The following is a 15,142-nucleotide window of genomic DNA, read 5'->3' on the forward strand; positions in this document are numbered from 1 at the left end:
GACGCACAGTGAACGGCATGGAGATCGAAGAGCGACAGCCGGTGCCGCCCGGATCCGGGCACCCGGTGCCCGGCGGTCCGGGGACCGAGGAGCCCGTCGGCGCGCGGTCCGAGGAGCTCTCCGGCGCGCGCCGCTCCCCGCTCGGCCGGCGTCCGCTGATCGCGGCGGCCGCCGGCTGTGCCGTGCTCGGCGGTGTGCTGGTGCTGCTGCCCTCGGCGGGCTGGGGCGGGGCACCGCGGCCTGCCCCGGGTGCGGCGGCGCGGGCGGTGAGCGCGGTGGGAGCCGGGGCGCCCGCGGCGCTGTCCGATCTCGGCGCGCTCATCGACGACCGCGAGTCCCGGGTGCGGGCCCGTCCGCGCGACGACGTGTCGTGGGCCGTGCTGGGTGTCGCGTACACGGAGCGGGCGCGGCGGACGGCGGCGGACGCGTTCTACCCGAAGGCCGAGAACGCGCTGCGCACCTCGCTGAGGCTGCGGCCCGCGGACAACGCGGCGGCGCTGGAGGGGCTCGCCTCCCTCGCGGGCGCGCGGGGCGACTTCCGGGCCGCGAAGCGGTGGGGCGAGGCCGCCTCGAAGGCGGCGCCGAAGCGGTGGACGACGTACCCGGCGCTCATCGACGCGTACAACGGGCTCGGTGACTACAAGGCCGTGGACCGTGCTCTCGGCAAGCTGCTGGCCCTGCGGTCCGGGCCGGCGGCGCAGGCCGTCGCGTCGCGCGTGTACCGGGACCGTGGGCGGCGCGAGGACGCGGCGGCGGCGATCTCGGACGCGGCGGCGGGCGCGGCCACCCCGTCCGAGCAGGCGGCCTTCCTCACGCAGGGCGGAGACCTGGCGTGGGAACGCGGCGACCGCCAGGAGTCCCTGGATCACTACCGGGCCGCGGTGAGCACCGACGCCGACGCGTACGACGCCCTGGCCGGGCAGGGGCGCGCGCTGGCGGCGCTGGGGCGCGTGCCTCAGGCGCTGCGCGCGTACCGGGCGGCGCTCGCCGAGCGGCCCGTGCTGCGTTACGCGCTGGAGCTGGGTGAGCTGTACGACAAGCTCGGGCGCGGCACGGAGGCGCGCGCGCAGTACGGCCTGCTGCGGGACCTGGTGCGGCGGGACGGTGCCGCGGGTGTGGACGACGAGCCGGTCCTCGGGCTCTTCGAGGCGGATCACGGCGACCCGCGGGCCGCGGTGAAGGAGCTGCGCGCCGCGTGGCAGCGGCGGCCGGGCATCGCGGTGGCGGACGCGCTGGGCTGGGCGCTGCACCACGCCGGGGACGACCAGGAGGCGCTCGGCTTCGCCGTGCGGGCCACGGACAAGGAGCACGGGGGCGGTGTGCGCAGCGCGCTGTACGCGTACCACCGGGGGCAGATCGAGCGTGATCTGGGGCTGTCCGGTCCGGCCCGCCGTCACCTCACCGAGGCGTTGCGGATCAATCCCTACTTCTCGCCGCTGCTGGTGCCCGCGGCCCGGGAGGCGCTGACCGCGCTGGGCGAGCCGCCTGCCGGGGGCCCGGCGGAGGAGTCGGGGGACGAGGACACGGAGGCGCCGCCGGCCGCCCCGGGGCAGGCCCCGGCGCGCTGAACACCCGCATGAAAAGCACCGGTATCAAGAGCACCGGCACGAAGAGCACCGGTACGAAAAACGTGTCCGGGGGACGCCGATGCGGCGTCCCCCGGACACATGGACCCGACGGGCCTTCGAGGAAGGCCCGTCCGAGGCCTCAGAGGTTGCCGCGCTTCTCCTGCTCGCGCTCGATCGCCTCGAAGAGGGCCTTGAAGTTGCCCTTGCCGAAGCCCATCGAGCCGTGCCGCTCGATCATCTCGAAGAAGACGGTCGGACGGTCCTGGACCGGCTTGGTGAAGATCTGGAGCAGATAGCCGTCCTCGTCGCGGTCGACGAGGATCTTCAGCTCGCGCAGGGTGTCGACGGGGACGCGGGTGTCGCCGGCCCACTCGCCGAGCGTGTCGTAGTAGGAGTCGGGGGTGTCGAGGAACTGGACACCGGCCGCGCGCATGGCCCGCACGGTCGCGACGATGTCGTTCGTGTTCAGCGCGATGTGCTGGACACCCGCGCCGCCGTAGAACTCCAGGTACTCGTCGATCTGGGACTTCTTCTTGGCGATGGCGGGCTCGTTGATCGGGAACTTGACCTTGAGCGTGCCGTCGGCGACGACCTTCGACATCAGCGCGCTGTACTCGGTCGCGATGTCGTCGCCCACGAACTCCTTCATGTTCGTGAAGCCCATGACCTTGTTGTAGAAGGCGACCCACTCGTTCATCCGGCCGAGCTCGACGTTGCCGACGCAGTGGTCGATGGCCTGGAAGGTGCGCTTGGCGGGCGGCTCGACGATCGGGGCGGCGGCCACGTACCCGGGCAGGTAGGGGCCGTCGTAGCCGGACCGCTCGATGAGCGTGTGGCGGGTCTTGCCGTACGTCGCGATGACGGCGAGGACGACCGTGCCGTTCTCGTCCTTCATCTCGTACGGCTCGGCGATCGAGCGGGCGCCGTGCTCGACGGCGTACGCGTGGGCGGCGCGCGCGTCGGGGACCTCGATGGCCAGGTCGACGACGCCGTCGCCGTGCTCGGCCACGTGTTCGGCCAGGAAGTGGCCCCAGGTGGTGGCGGGCTTGATCACCGAGGTGAACACGAAGCGCGCCGAGCCGTTCTCGAGGACGTACGACGCCGTCTCGCGGCTGCCGTTCTCCGGTCCGGAGTACGCGACGAGCCGCATGCCGAAGGCCGTGGAGTAGTAGTGGGCGGCCTGCTTGGCGTTGCCGACGGCGAAGACGACCGCGTCCATTCCCTTGACCGGGAAGGGATCGGCCTGCCGGGCGGTGTCGGGAGTGTGGTGTGTGGTCTGCGTCATGGCCGCAGGCTCCCTCCGTTCCGCAAGGTGCGCAATAGTTCGCCTGTCGACTGAACAATGTGTGCAGTGAAAGACCCGGACCAGCGGGCTTTCTGTACATGATGACCATCTCGGAGGCCCGCATGGCGATCGATCATCTGGACGGGCGGCTGCTGTTGCTGCTGGCGAAGGAGCCGCGTATCGGGGTCCTGGAGATGTCGCGGCGGCTGGGGGTCGCACGGGGGACGGTGCAGGCCCGGCTGGACCGTCTTCAGTCGAACGGAGTCATCCGGGGCTTCGGTCCGCAGGTCGACCCGGCGGCGCTCGGCTATCCGGTCACGGCGTTCGCCACGCTCCAGATCCGGCAGGGTCAAGGGGCGGACGTACGCGCCCACTTGACGACCGTGCCCGAGGTGCTGGAGCTGCACACGACGACCGGCAGCGGGGACATGCTGTGCCGGCTGGTGGCCCGTTCGAACGCCGATCTCCAACGGGTGATCGACCGGGTTGTCGGTTTTGATGGCATCGTCCGGGCGTCCACGGCCATCGTCATGGAGAACCCGGTCCCACTGCGGATCATCCCGCTCGTGGAACAGGCGGCGGCCGAGCGCTGAACCGAGGAGCGGGGTGATGGCGTGAACTTCTGGCAGTACCTGGGCAGCCGCCACGAACAGCTCCTCACGGACGCCTACCAACACGCCAGCGCGGTCTTCCAGTGCATGGTCGTGGCGACCGTCATCGGCGTACTGACCGGCGTCGTCACCTACCGCAGCGACTGGGCGGGCAACCTCGCCACCACGACGACGTCCGCCATTCTGACCATTCCCTCGCTGGCCATGATCGGTCTGCTGATCCCGATCGTGGGCCTCGGCGTCCCGCCGACCGTGATCGCCCTGACGCTGTACGGGCTGCTGCCGATCGTGCGCAACTCGATCGTCGGCCTGCGCGGTGTCGATCCCTCGCTGGTGGACGCGGCCAGGGGTATCGGCATGTCGCGGACGTCGCGCCTGATACGGGTCGAACTGCCGCTGGCCTGGCCTCCGATCCTGACCGGTATCCGGATCTCCACCCAGATGCTGATGGGCATCGCGGCCATCGCGGCCTACGCCTCCGGGCCCGGCCTCGGCAACGAGATCTTCCGCGGCATCAGCTCGCTGGGCAGCAAGAACGCGCTCAACCAGGTGCTCGCGGGCACGGTCGGGATCATCATCCTCGCGCTGCTCTTCGACGCCGCCTACGTCCTGCTCGGCCGGCTGACCATCCCGAGGGGGATCCGTGCCTGAGACCGCAGAGACCTCGGAGGGCCCCGCGGACGCCGGGGGCCCCGCCGGTGCGCCGGACGGCGAGGACGGCGGCGGCGCGCGCGGGAGCACCTCGTCCACCACGGGCGCCACCATCGAGCTGGAGAACCTCACCAAGCGCTACCCCGGCAGCCGCGACGCCGCCGTCGACAGCGTCAACATGGAGATCAAGGCGGGGGAGCTCGTCGTCTTCGTCGGCCCGTCCGGCTGCGGCAAGTCGACCACCCTGAAGATGATCAACCGGCTGATCGAGCCGAGCGGCGGCCGCATCCGGATCGGCGGCGAGGACGTCACCGACATGGACCCGGTGAAGCTGCGCCGCAAGGTCGGGTACGCCATCCAGTCGTCCGGCCTCTTCCCGCACATGACGGTCGCCCAGAACATCGCGCTCGTGCCGAAGATGACCGGCTGGCCGAAGGCCCGGATCAAGGCGCGGGTCGAGGAGATGCTGGACCTGGTCGGGCTCGACCCGGGCGAGTTCCAGGGCCGCTATCCGCGCGGGCTCTCCGGCGGTCAGCAGCAGCGCGTGGGGGTGGCGCGGGCGCTGGCCGCGGACCCGCCCGTCCTGCTCATGGACGAGCCGTTCGGAGCGGTGGACCCGATCACCCGCGACCATCTCCAGGACGAGCTGATCCGGCTCCAGCACGAGCTGCACAAGACGATCGTCTTCGTGACGCACGACTTCGACGAGGCCATCAAGCTGGGCGACCGGATCGCGGTGCTGCGCGAGCACTCGCACATCGCGCAGTTCGACACCCCGGAGGCGATCCTCACCAACCCGGCCGACGACTTCGTGTCGGGGTTCGTGGGCGCGGGCGCCGCGCTGAAGCGGCTCAACCTCAGCCGCGTACGGGATGTGGAGATCAGCGGCTGTCCGACGGTCACCGTCGACGATCCCCTCCAGGAGATCTTCGGCAAGCTCCGTTCCAGCGGCACGAACGAGATCCTGCTGCTCGACAGGCGGCGCCGCCCCTACAAGTGGCTGCGGCGCGGCGATCTGATGCGGGCCAAGGGCTCGCTCGCGCGGGCGGGCACGCTGGTGCACGACACGGTGACCAGGGACGCCACCCTGCGGGACGCCCTGGAGGCGGTGCTCACGGACAACTCGGGCCGGGTTCCGGTGACCGGGCGGCGCGGCGAGTACACCGGGGTGGTCGACATGGAGACCCTGATGAACTCCGTGCACGAACTCCTGGAGGCCGACCGGCTGGAGGCGCTGGAGCACCAGCACGAACTGGAGGAGGCGCGCGCCCATCAGACACAGTTCGAGCAGGAGGGCGTCGACGGCGAGGGGGCGAAAGCGTGAGCACGCCGCCCGCGGCCCGGCGTCCCGAGGGCGAGCACGAGGTCAAGGGGGTGGCCTTCCGAGACGACAGCGAGGGGGACGGCACGGGCGAGCGGGAGGCTGATCCGCCGCACGCGCCCCCGGGGCGGCGGATCAGCTGGCAGAAGCTGACCTTCCTGCCCGCCGTACTGATCGCCCTGCTGCTGGCCACCTGGATCTGGTTCCAGCAGGCCGACCTCGACGCGATCTCCAAGAACGCCCTGTCCAACGGCCAGGTGTCCAAGGCCCTGTGGCAGCACATCCAGCTGACGGTGATCTCCACGTTCTTCGTGCTGATCATCGCCATTCCGCTGGGCATCCTGCTGACCCGCAAGGCCTTCAGGAAGCTGACGCCGATCGCGATGACGGTCGCCAACATGGGGCAGGCGACCCCGGCGATCGGCCTGCTGGCCCTGCTCGTGATCTGGCTCGGCACCGGCGAGAAGTCGGCCCTGATCGGCATCACGATCTACGCGATCCTGCCGGTCCTGTCCAACACGATCGCCGGGCTGAAGGCCAACGACCCGACCCTGCTGGAGGCGGCGCGCGGCATCGGCATGTCACCGCCGGGCGTGCTCACCCGGGTGGAACTGCCGCTGGCCGTACCGCTGATCCTCGCCGGCGTCCGTACGGCGCTCGTCCTGAACGTGGGCACCGCGACCCTCGCCACGTTCGGCGGAGGCGGTGGCCTCGGCGTCCTGATCACCACGGGCATCACCACCCAGCGCATGCCGGTCCTCGTCCTCGGCGCCATCCTCACCGTCGCCCTCGCGCTGCTTGTCGACTGGCTGGCGTCGCTGGCGGAACTGCTGCTGAGGCCGCGCGGGCTGGAGGTGGGGACATGAGAGGGGCGCGCGCCCACGCGGCCCTGGCCGCCGTCCTCGTTCTGGCGTCCGCGTGCGGGCTGACCAGCGGCTCCCCCATGACCGACAATCTCGAGCCCGGGTCCATCGGGCAGGGTGAGCCGCTGAAGGGCGCCACCCTCACGGTGGCGTCGAAGGAGTTCACCGAGCAGCTGATCCTCGGCGCGATCATGGGCATCGCGTTCCAGGGGGCGGGCGCGAAGGTGATCGACCGCACCGGAATCCAGGGGTCGATCGGCGCGCGCGAGGCCATCAAGAACGGTGACGCGGACGCCATGTACGAGTACACGGGCACCGCGTGGATCACCTATCTCGGCAACAGCGAGCCGATCCCGGACCCGCAGAAGCAGTGGCAGGCCGTGCACGACGCCGACCCGAAGAACGGGGTCACCTGGCTGCCGCCGTCCGCCCTCAACAACACCTACGCGCTCGCCATGAACCAGGCCAACTTCAAGAAGTACGGCACCACGACGCTGTCCGAGGTGGCCGCGCTGTCGAAATCGGACCCGGGCGCCGTCACCCTGTGCGTGGAGAGCGAGTTCGCCAACCGGGCCGACGGACTGCCGGGCATGGAGAAGGCGTACGGGATGGACATCCCCGCGAAGAACATCACGCAGATGGACACCGGGATCATCTACACCCAGGTGCAGAAGGGGAGTTGCACGTACGGGGAGGTGTTCACCACCGACGGGCGCATCAAGTCGATGAACCTGGTGGTGATGAAGGACGACAAGAAGTTCTTCCCCAACTACAACGCCGCGCCCGTCATCAACTCCAAGGCCCTGAAGAAGTATCCGCAGATCGCCGAGGTCATCGAGCCGGTCACGAAGAAGCTGGACAACACGGTGGCACAGGACCTGAACGCGAAGGTGGACGTCCAGGGCCAGGACCCGCACGAGGTGGCGCTGGACTGGATGACACAGGAGGGCTTCGTCAAGCAGGACTGACCCGGCGGGCCCGTGTCGGCCGGCCGCCCTCCCCGGCCGGGAGGCCTCAGCAGCTCGGGACCGAGCCCTTGTTCCTCTCCAGGGCCACCAGGGCGTTCACCGCTCCGTCGAGGTCGGTCACCGGGATCAGCCGGAGCCCCTTCGGCAGTTCCGCCTTCGCGTCCGAGCACTCCGCCTTCGGAACCAGGAACACGGTCGCGCCGTCACGGCGGGCCGCCTGCGTCTTGAGGCTGACGCCACCGACCGCGCCGACCTTGCCGTCGGGGTCTATCGTCCCCGTACCCGCGACGACCCGGCCGCCCGTGAGGTCGCCGCCGCTGCCGTCGCCGTCCAGCTTGTCGACGATCCCGAGCGAGAAGAGCAGTCCGGCGCTCGGTCCGCCGACGTCGGCGAGCTTGAGCGTGACCTTCACGTCGCCCTTCTCGTGCAGATACCCCAGGGCCGCCTCGGTGGCGCTGTCCTGGGACTCCTTCATCTCGTTCGCGTTGTGCTGCTCGATCTCCTTGACGCTGCCACCGCTCGGGTACACCGAGTCGCGGGGCATCACGGCCTTGTCCGTGGCGAACCAGGCGCTGAGCACGTCACCGAGGGAGACGCTCGCGTCCGGGCCGGTGGCCTCGATCGTCGTCATCCGCAGCTGTCCGCTGGTGTTCCGGGTGGGCGCCCCGCTGATGGTGATCACCGGCTCGCCCTTGTTCTCGCCGAGGACGTTCGCCGTCAGACCGGGCTGCGCCAGGGAGAACGGCAGCGGCGCGAACACCGCCGTGGCGAGCAGGGCCACGACGGGGAAGGCGCAGACGGCGACGGCTTGGGGGCGCGTGAGGCGAGAGAGCACGGGGTCAATCTAACGTCACCACCCGGCGGAACCTCCGTACAGGTCCCACGGCCTCCGTGCAGGACCCCGGGCCCGGGGTCACGGACCGGGTCCGCACAAGGGTTCGGGGCCCGTCGGGGCTTCGGTCCGTGTCCTGAGCGACCACCTGGGCCCGGTCAGCGCAGGGCGTCCGCCACCTCACGGGCCGCGTCGACCACGCGCGGGCCGACCCGCTCCGGTACGGCGTCCGCCAGCATGACCACGCCCACGCTGCCCTCGACCCCCGTCACCCCCACCAGTGGCGCCGCGGCCCCGCACGCTCCGGCCTCCAGCTCTCCATGGGTGAGCGTGTATCCGGGCTCCCCCACCGGCGCCTGCCGGGCGGCGAGGATCGCGCGGCCCGCGGCCCCCCGGTCCAGGGCGTGCCGGAAACCGGCGCGGTAGGCGACGTGATAGTCCGTCCATGTCGGCTCGACGACCGCGACGGCGAGCGCCTCCGTCCCGTCGACCAGGGTCAGATGAGCCGTCGCGCCTATGTCCTCGGCCAGCGCCCGCAGCGCGGGCAACGCGGCCTCCCGGACCAGCGGATGCACCTGGCGGCCCAGGCGCAGCACGCCGAGTCCGACCCGGGCACGGCCGCCCAGATCACGGCGTACGAGGGCGTGCTGCTCCAGTGTGGCGAGCAGCCGGTACACCACGGTCCGGTTGACGCCCAGCTTGTTCGAGAGCTCGGTGACGGTCAGCCCGTGATCGGTGTCGGCGAGCAGCTTGAGGACCCGCAGTCCCCGGTCGAGCGTCTGAGAGGTCTCCGCGGTCACGACGCCCACTCCTTAGTGGTGAGGTCGACGGCCTTCGTACGGCGGATGCGGCACCGAGTCCCGTCGGCGACGCGCTTCAGAGGGCCGCCGGTCGGCAGGCGCCCCGGGCTGTTCCCGGGCCGCGGTCGCTTCACGGCTGCGCTCCGCGGCGGCGCTGCCACGGGGCGTGTGCGTAGCCGGACAGTAGCGAGCAGGTCCGCTGAGCGGAAGCCTCCGTCCAGAATCCGGGCATCCGTCGGTGCGAAGTGATTCCGTTTGTCCTGGAACGCGGGGCGCGCGCGACGCGGCGTACACCGCTCGTATACACAGCGCACGGGCCACGGCGCGCGCCCGTCCGAACACGGCACGCCCCCTCGGTACGGCTTCAGCGGCCCGCCGCACGGGTTCCGCATACCGCCGCCGGCCGCGGAGGCGATCGGCTCACCCCCTCGTCCCGACGGTGGGACGCCCCGGGCCCGCTCCCCGGTTCCCCTCCGGCACCACCGCGTCCGTACGCTCCGTCGCGCGGACGTCACCGCATCCGGGTGGCCCACTCCTGGACCTTGGCGATCCGCTGCCGGAGCTGTCCGGCCGTGGCCTCCGCGCTCGGCGGACCGCCGCAGACGCGGCGCAGCTCGGTGTGGATCACGCCGTGCGGCTTGCCGCTCTGGTGGACGTACGCGCCGACCATGGTGTTGAGCTGCTTGCGCAGTTCCAGCATCTCCTTGTGGGAGACGACGGGGCGGCGCTCGGCGGGAAGTTCGAGGAGGTCCGCCTCCTCGGCCGGCTTCTTGCGGCTGTGCGCGATCTGCCGGGCCTGCCGCTTCTGGAGCAGGAGCTGGACCTGGTCGGGTTCGAGGAGCCCGGGGATGCCGAGGTAGTCCTGCTCCTCCGCGCTTCCCGGGTGGGCCTGCATGCCGAACTCGGCGCCGTCGTAGAGGACCCGGTCGAAGACGGCCTCGGACTCCAGCGCCTCGAAGGAGAACTGCTCCTGCTCGCCGGTGTCCTCGTCCTGCTCCTTGTTCGCCTCCTCCATCTCCTGCTCGGACTCGGCGTACGGGTCCTCCTCGCCCTCCTTCTTGGGCTTGTCGAGGGCGTGGTCGCGCTCGACCTCCATCTCGTTGGCGAAGGTGAGGAGGTCGGGGACGGTCGGCAGGAACACCGAAGCCGTCTCGCCGCGCCTGCGGGACCGTACGAAACGGCCGACGGCCTGGGCGAAGAAGAGGGGGGTCGAGATGGTGGTGGCGTACACGCCGACGGCCAGGCGGGGCACGTCGACGCCCTCGGACACCATGCGGACGGCGACCATCCACCGGTCCTCGCTCGCCGCGAAGTCGTCGATCCGCTTCGAGGCTCCGGTGTCGTCGGAGAGCACGAGGGTCGCCTTGGTGCCGGTGATCTCGCGGATCAGCTTGGCGTACGCGCGCGCGGAGTCCTGGTCCGAGGCGATGACGAGCGCCCCGGCGTCCGGGATGCCCTTGCGCACCTCGGTGAGGCGCTGGTCGGCGGCGCGCAGCACGCTCGGCATCCACTCGCCGCGCGGGTCGAGCGCGGTGCGCCAGGCCTGGCTGATGGCGTCCTTGGTCATCGGCTCGCCGAGCCGGGCGGCGATCTCGTCGCCCGCCTTGGTGCGCCAGCGCATGTTGCCGCTGTAGGAGAGGAAGATGACGGGCCGCACGACGTGGTCGGCCAGGGCGTTGCCGTAGCCGTACGTGTAGTCGGCCGACGAGCGCCGGATCCCGTCCCTCCCCTCTTCGTACGTCACGAAGGGGATGGGGTTGGTGTCGGACCTGAAGGGCGTACCGGTGAGCGCGAGCCGGCGGGTGGCGGGCTCGAACGCCTCCAGGCAGGCCTCGCCCCACGACTTGCTGTCTCCGGCGTGGTGGATCTCGTCGAGGATGACGAGGGTCTTGCGCTGCTCGGAGCGGTTGCGGTGCAGCATCGGCCGCACACCGACACCGGCGTACGTCACGGCGACGCCGTGGTACTCCTTGCTGAGGGGTCCGGCGCTGTACTCGGGATCGAGCTTGATCCCCACCCGCGCGGCCGCCTCGGCCCACTGCTTCTTCAGATGCTCGGTCGGCGCGACGACGGTCACCTGCTGCACGACGTGGTGGTGCAGCAGCCAGGAGGCGAGGGTCAGGGCGAACGTCGTCTTGCCGGCGCCGGGGGTGGCTACGGCGAGGAAGTCGCGCGGCTGCTCCTGGATGTACCTCTCCATGGCCCCCTGCTGCCAGGCACGCAGCTTGTTGGCGGTACCCCAGGGGGCTCGTCCGGGGAACGCGGGCGAGAGGTGGTGGGTGTGCGTGGAGGCGCTGGCGGCGGTGGTAGTCACGGTCTCCGGTCTGGGTGTCGATTGGGAGCGTCCGGGTCCGCGCGCGGCGCGTCAGATGTGGCGTGACGGGAGGCGGGCGGGCGGCTCGGCTACGTATGACAACCGGGCCACCCTACCGGCGCCCGACTCACGACGAGGTGCGGACAAGGCCGGGGCACCGGTGGATGGGACTGAGGTCACATCGCCTCGTGCAACGCCCTCAAGTGCGATGCGACGAGGGCCACATCCGCCAGATGTCCGGCCGCCACCTCGATGACGAGCTTGTACGCCTCGTCCTGGTCGACACCGAGCATCCCGGTGCCGTTGAAGTCGAGGAAGACGACGGTGCACATCCACGCCATGCGCTTGTTGCCGTCCACCAGGGGATGGTTCGAGGCAAGCGACTGGAACAGCGCCGCAGCCTTCTCGAAGAGGTCGGTGTACGCCTCGACGCCGAACATCTGCGACTGCGGACGGTGCAGTGCCGAGCTGAGCAGACCCAGGTCACGCACGGCAACCGGCGTCCGCTCCCCGCACGCCAGTTCCGCGAGGTCCAGGGCCTCCTGGACCGTGAGGTACTTCATCTACTCCCCCAGCCTCCGCAGCAGGTCGGCCTGGCCCGTCGCGTACTTGGCCCCCAGGCGGCGGACCGTGGCCCGGTCCGCGTCCTGCTCCAGATACCGGTCGATCGCCTGAAGCACGATGGCGTGCATGCTGCGCCCCTCTTCCTCGGCTCGCAGCTTGAGCGCCTCCTGCTGGTCGTCGCGCAGACGAAGGTTCATAGCCATACCACGACGGTACCGGAAGTGGGGTCAAAGCAGTACCACTTATCGTTCCCGCAGCCGGGTCGTCACCCATGCCCCCAGCAGCGCCACCCCTGCCATCGGCAGGAACACCACGGCGAAGGCGGCCGGGTGGGAGGGGTGGGCGCCGGATGCCGCGACGCCGGCCGCGTCGGCGACCGCGCCGCCGCCCAGGGCCGCGAAGGCGGCTCCGCCGAGGGCGAGCAGCAGCACGTTGGACAGGGCGTCGGAGATCTGAAGGGCGGCCGAGTTGGCGCCGGCCTCCTCGGGGGCCGAGAGCTGGAGCAGCAGCACGCTGGTCGAGGCGAGCACCAGGCCCATGCCGAAGCAGCCGAACCCCCAGGCGACGGCGACGGTCCACACCGGCACGGCGGGGATCAGCACGCTCGGCGCGGCGGCGACGGCCGCGGCCACCAGCAGCATGCCGAGAAACATCAGCCGGTCCCGGTACGGCTCCACGCGCGGCCGCGCCTGCACCCAGGAACCCAGCGCCCAGGTCCCGCCGCCGGCCGCGAGCGAGAGCCCGGCGAGCGTCGGCGACAGTCCCCTCTGGGTGACCAGCATCAGCGGCACGAAGGACTCGGCGGCGATGAAGCCACCGGCGGAGACCCCGCGCAGCAGCACCACGGAGGGCAGCCCGCGGGCCGCCCGGCAGGTGCCGCGGGGCAGCAGCCCGCGCACGGCCGGGACGAGCAGCGCGGCACCGGCCGCGGCGGGTACGAGGGAGAGCGGGCGCAGATCCTGGGCCGCGTACTGGAGCAGCCCCGCGCCCAGCGCGATCCCGAACGCCAGCCGGATGCGCCGCCGGTCCAGCGGCGCGCGGTCGCCCGCCCGGGCGGGCCCTGACGCCCGCCGCCGTATCTGCGGCAGCGCGAGCGCGAGCGGAACACCGACCAGCGCCGGGATCCCGATGAACACCCAGCGCCAGCCGAGGTGCTCGGTGACCGCGCCCGCGGCGAGCGGTCCGACCACGGACGGCACCACCCAGGCCGCCGCGAACGCGGCCATGATCGCGGGCCGCAGCCGCTGCGGGTAGGCCCGCCCGACCACGACGTACAGCGCGACGATGACGAGACCGCCGCCCAGTCCCTGGACGGCCCGCCCGAGGATGAACATCCACATCCCGCCGGCCGTCCCGGACAGCAGCAGTCCCGCCGCGAACGCGCCGATGCCCGAGGCCAGCGAGGTCAGCGGCCCGTCGCGGTCGGACAGCTGCCCGGCGAACACCATCCCGAACAGGCTCGTCGTGAAGTAGCCCGAGAACGCGAACGCGTACAGGGCGACCCCGTCGAGGTCCCGCGCGGCGACGGGCATCGCCGTGCCCACGGCCGTCGCCTCGAACGCGATGACCAGCACCACGGACACGATCCCGACGGTGAGCGCCCGGTGGGCCCGGCTGAGCACCCCGCCGACCCCGCCGTCGCCGTCGCCGTCGGGCGAAACCGTCGCGACCTCGCTCACTTCCACTGCTGTCATGCCGGTCAGCGTAAGGTGCGCACCTGTCCTTGACTCCTGTCGGTGGGCGGTGATCAAGCAGTCCTTTGGACCTAGGACCACTCCCCCGGGCCGTCCCGCGGCCTGTTCCCGGCGGCTCGCGCCGCGTTCGTGAACGGCGTGTGGCAGTCGCGTTGCAGCCACCCCGGAACCCTTGAGCCCCTTCCGGCACCCCGCCTACGGTCTTCCCATCAGGTTCGGAACGAGTGAGCCGTGCCGCACCTGAGAACGACCGTGTGCCCGAGTGGTTCAGGGGCTCGACTGCAACTCGAGTTACGTGGGTTCGAATCCCGCCACGGTCTCCATGCAGAGGTCGGCCGTCCCGTTCCGGGGCGGCCGTTTCTGCTTCGGTGCGGCCGTTTCCGTCAGCGGTCGGGCCCGCCGGGGCCGCTACGCGTACAGCATGCCGACCGACCGGTCCTCGAATATCTCCGGCCAGTGGCGGCGGCCGTCGTCGCCCGGGTGGGCCGGTGTGCGGTCGCAGGCGCCGGGATCGACGGTGGCGAGCGTCTGGGTCAGGGTGGCGGCGAGCTGCTCGTAGGAGTCGCTGAGGTGGTGGGCCGCGTCCACGGACCTCTCGCGGTGCAGGAGCCAGAGGGTGAAGGCCAGCGTGGAGATGTCCGCGTTCAGCGGGCGCAGGGTCAGGTCCGGCTCGCTCCAGGCGAGCACGGCGCCCGTGGCGCCGTCCACCACCAGGCTCGTGTCCTCCAGGAGGCGGCCGAGGCGTATCAGGCGGTCGGCGGCGGCCGGGAGCAGGCCGGCCGGGAACTCCTCGGGGCGCTCGTCCGCGTAGTACTCGGTGAGGGCCGGAAGCGGCATCTCGGTGTCGAGCTGGAAGAGGAATCCGTCCTCGGGCAGGCCCGACTCCCGCAGGAAGCGGCGGGTCGGCTCGTGCGTCAGGGCGGGCGGGAAGTCGACGTCCTCGAAGCGCATGATCACGCCCGCGCCGAACTCCTCGTCCAGCAGCCGTTTCGGCAGGCCGAGGACGAGCCCGTCACCGGGTCCGGCGATCCGGGCGAGCGGGCGGATCAGGGCGGCCATCCGCCAGTACGGCGGCACGTCCTCACCGGTGGTGCTCTCGAAGACGGCGCTCAGCCGGTCCGACACCTGCGCGACCGCCTTCGGGCCGAACGGGCCGGAGCGGCCGCGGGACAGGGTCAGTTCCTCGGTGGCCGCCGCGAAGCGCAGCAGGGCGTCCAGGGAGGGAGCCAGGGGCGAGAGGTCCAGGTGGACGGGGTTCGGCCGGACGTACGCCGAGGAGACCTCGCCCGTCGTCCCGTCCAGCACGATCGACTCCAGGTCCCGGTCGAGGCTGCGCAGCGCCCCGATGACGAGCTGGTCGCGCAGTTCCCCGGCGAGCTTGTCGGCGTCGCCCGCCAGGTCGGCGACCGTGCGCAGGCCGTGCTCGCGCAGGGCGCCGAAGGCGAGCAGCGCGCCGCCCGGGGGCAGTCCGGGACCGGTGAGCCGGTCCCGGGTGCCCGGGTGCGTGACGAACGGATCCAGCTCGTCGCCGGTCAGCGTGATCGCGCCGCCGACCTCGGTGTCAGTCGTACTCATGGCTCCCCCGCGCATGTGAACGCTCCGTGCTTCCCCCGGGAGGGAACGGCCGGTGGTTCCACGGCAGTTCCCCATCGAGCCAGAACGATACGCCGC

14 protein-coding genes and 1 tRNA gene are annotated in these 15,142 nt (G+C 71.5%); 7 read left to right on the plus strand and 8 right to left on the minus strand.

Annotated elements, in window-relative coordinates:
* Nucleotides 1-17: 17 nt before the first annotated feature.
* Nucleotides 18-1,568, plus strand: a complete 1,551-nt coding sequence (locus tag OG485_RS17945; protein WP_328669360.1) for a tetratricopeptide repeat protein — start codon at nt 18-20, stop codon at nt 1,566-1,568.
* A gap of 139 nt (nt 1,569-1,707) precedes the next feature.
* Here the strand turns inward: OG485_RS17945 and hppD are convergent, their stop codons facing one another.
* Nucleotides 1,708-2,853, minus strand: a complete 1,146-nt coding sequence (gene hppD, locus OG485_RS17950; RefSeq protein ID WP_328669361.1) for a 4-hydroxyphenylpyruvate dioxygenase — start codon at nt 2,851-2,853, stop codon at nt 1,708-1,710.
* Nucleotides 2,854-2,975: 122 nt separating this feature from the next.
* Here hppD and OG485_RS17955 point away from each other — a divergent pair, with 122 nt between their 5' ends.
* Genes OG485_RS17955 through OG485_RS17975 form a run of 5 tightly spaced genes read left to right on the plus strand, consistent with a single transcriptional unit; the run spans nt 2,976 to nt 7,267 of the window.
* Nucleotides 2,976-3,446 carry an Lrp/AsnC family transcriptional regulator gene (locus tag OG485_RS17955; protein ID WP_328669362.1) on the plus strand — a complete coding sequence of 157 codons (471 nt, stop codon included), beginning with the start codon at nt 2,976-2,978 and terminating at the stop codon, nt 3,444-3,446.
* A gap of 21 nt (nt 3,447-3,467) precedes the next feature.
* Nucleotides 3,468-4,115, plus strand: a complete 648-nt coding sequence (locus OG485_RS17960) for an ABC transporter permease (RefSeq protein ID WP_328669363.1) — start codon at nt 3,468-3,470, stop codon at nt 4,113-4,115.
* Nucleotides 4,108-5,439 (plus strand): betaine/proline/choline family ABC transporter ATP-binding protein, encoded by a 1,332-nt coding sequence (locus OG485_RS17965; protein WP_328669364.1) that lies wholly within the window; start codon nt 4,108-4,110, stop codon nt 5,437-5,439. The genes OG485_RS17960 and OG485_RS17965 overlap by 8 nt, the downstream gene beginning before the upstream one ends.
* Nucleotides 5,436-6,302, plus strand: a complete 867-nt coding sequence (locus OG485_RS17970; protein WP_328669365.1) for an ABC transporter permease — start codon at nt 5,436-5,438, stop codon at nt 6,300-6,302. Before OG485_RS17965 ends, OG485_RS17970 begins: the two co-directional genes overlap by 4 nt.
* On the plus strand, nt 6,299-7,267 hold the full coding sequence (locus tag OG485_RS17975) for a glycine betaine ABC transporter substrate-binding protein (RefSeq protein ID WP_328669366.1): 969 nt from the start codon (nt 6,299-6,301) through the stop codon (nt 7,265-7,267). The genes OG485_RS17970 and OG485_RS17975 overlap by 4 nt, the downstream gene beginning before the upstream one ends.
* A gap of 46 nt (nt 7,268-7,313) precedes the next feature.
* On the opposite strand, the gene OG485_RS17980 is transcribed toward OG485_RS17975, so the two are convergent.
* The 6 genes from OG485_RS17980 to OG485_RS18005 all read right to left on the minus strand — a co-directional run bounded on the left by OG485_RS17980 (nt 7,314) and on the right by OG485_RS18005 (nt 13,471).
* Nucleotides 7,314-8,102 (minus strand): YlbL family protein, encoded by a 789-nt coding sequence (locus tag OG485_RS17980; protein ID WP_328669367.1) that lies wholly within the window; start codon nt 8,100-8,102, stop codon nt 7,314-7,316.
* A 155-nt stretch (nt 8,103-8,257) separates the two neighbouring features.
* Nucleotides 8,258-8,899 carry an IclR family transcriptional regulator gene (locus OG485_RS17985; RefSeq protein ID WP_326787483.1) on the minus strand — a complete coding sequence of 214 codons (642 nt, stop codon included), beginning with the start codon at nt 8,897-8,899 and terminating at the stop codon, nt 8,258-8,260.
* Nucleotides 8,900-9,410: 511 nt separating this feature from the next.
* Nucleotides 9,411-11,213 carry a DEAD/DEAH box helicase gene (locus OG485_RS17990; RefSeq protein WP_328669368.1) on the minus strand — a complete coding sequence of 601 codons (1,803 nt, stop codon included), beginning with the start codon at nt 11,211-11,213 and terminating at the stop codon, nt 9,411-9,413.
* Between the two features lie 176 nt (nt 11,214-11,389).
* Nucleotides 11,390-11,776, minus strand: coding sequence for a type II toxin-antitoxin system death-on-curing family toxin (locus tag OG485_RS17995; RefSeq protein ID WP_328669369.1), 387 nt, complete (start codon nt 11,774-11,776; stop codon nt 11,390-11,392).
* Nucleotides 11,777-11,974 (minus strand): CopG family transcriptional regulator, encoded by a 198-nt coding sequence (locus OG485_RS18000; protein ID WP_328674528.1) that lies wholly within the window; start codon nt 11,972-11,974, stop codon nt 11,777-11,779. It abuts the gene before it with no gap.
* A gap of 45 nt (nt 11,975-12,019) precedes the next feature.
* A complete protein-coding gene (locus OG485_RS18005; RefSeq protein WP_328669370.1) occupies nt 12,020-13,471 on the minus strand; it encodes an MFS transporter in 1,452 nt (483 codons plus the stop codon).
* A 248-nt stretch (nt 13,472-13,719) separates the two neighbouring features.
* Here OG485_RS18005 and OG485_RS18010 point away from each other — a divergent pair.
* Nucleotides 13,720-13,794: transfer RNA gene (locus OG485_RS18010), tRNA-Cys, on the plus strand.
* Between the two features lie 85 nt (nt 13,795-13,879).
* Here OG485_RS18010 and OG485_RS18015 read toward each other — a convergent pair.
* A complete protein-coding gene (locus tag OG485_RS18015) occupies nt 13,880-15,046 on the minus strand; it encodes an SUKH-4 family immunity protein (RefSeq protein ID WP_328669371.1) in 1,167 nt (388 codons plus the stop codon).
* Between the last annotated feature and the right edge of the window lie 96 nt (nt 15,047-15,142).

The organism is Streptomyces sp. NBC_00328, from assembly GCF_036139655.1.
Taxonomy (GTDB): Bacteria; Actinomycetota; Actinomycetes; order Streptomycetales; family Streptomycetaceae; genus Streptomyces.

Excerpts from the sequence above, each read along its gene's own strand:
- OG485_RS17975 (WP_328669366.1), top strand. The coding sequence starts at position 6,299 with ATGAGAGGGGCGCGCGCCCACGCGGCCCTGGCCGCCGTCCTCGTTCTG.
- OG485_RS18005 (WP_328669370.1), bottom strand. The coding sequence starts at position 13,471 with ATGACAGCAGTGGAAGTGAGCGAGGTCGCGACGGTTTCGCCCGACGGC.
- OG485_RS17955 (WP_328669362.1), top strand. The coding sequence starts at position 2,976 with ATGGCGATCGATCATCTGGACGGGCGGCTGCTGTTGCTGCTGGCGAAG.
- OG485_RS18015 (WP_328669371.1), bottom strand. The coding sequence starts at position 15,046 with ATGAGTACGACTGACACCGAGGTCGGCGGCGCGATCACGCTGACCGGC.
- OG485_RS17945 (WP_328669360.1), top strand. The coding sequence starts at position 18 with ATGGAGATCGAAGAGCGACAGCCGGTGCCGCCCGGATCCGGGCACCCG.
- OG485_RS17995 (WP_328669369.1), bottom strand. The coding sequence starts at position 11,776 with ATGAAGTACCTCACGGTCCAGGAGGCCCTGGACCTCGCGGAACTGGCG.
- hppD (WP_328669361.1), bottom strand. The coding sequence starts at position 2,853 with ATGACGCAGACCACACACCACACTCCCGACACCGCCCGGCAGGCCGAT.
- OG485_RS18000 (WP_328674528.1), bottom strand. The coding sequence starts at position 11,974 with ATGAACCTTCGTCTGCGCGACGACCAGCAGGAGGCGCTCAAGCTGCGA.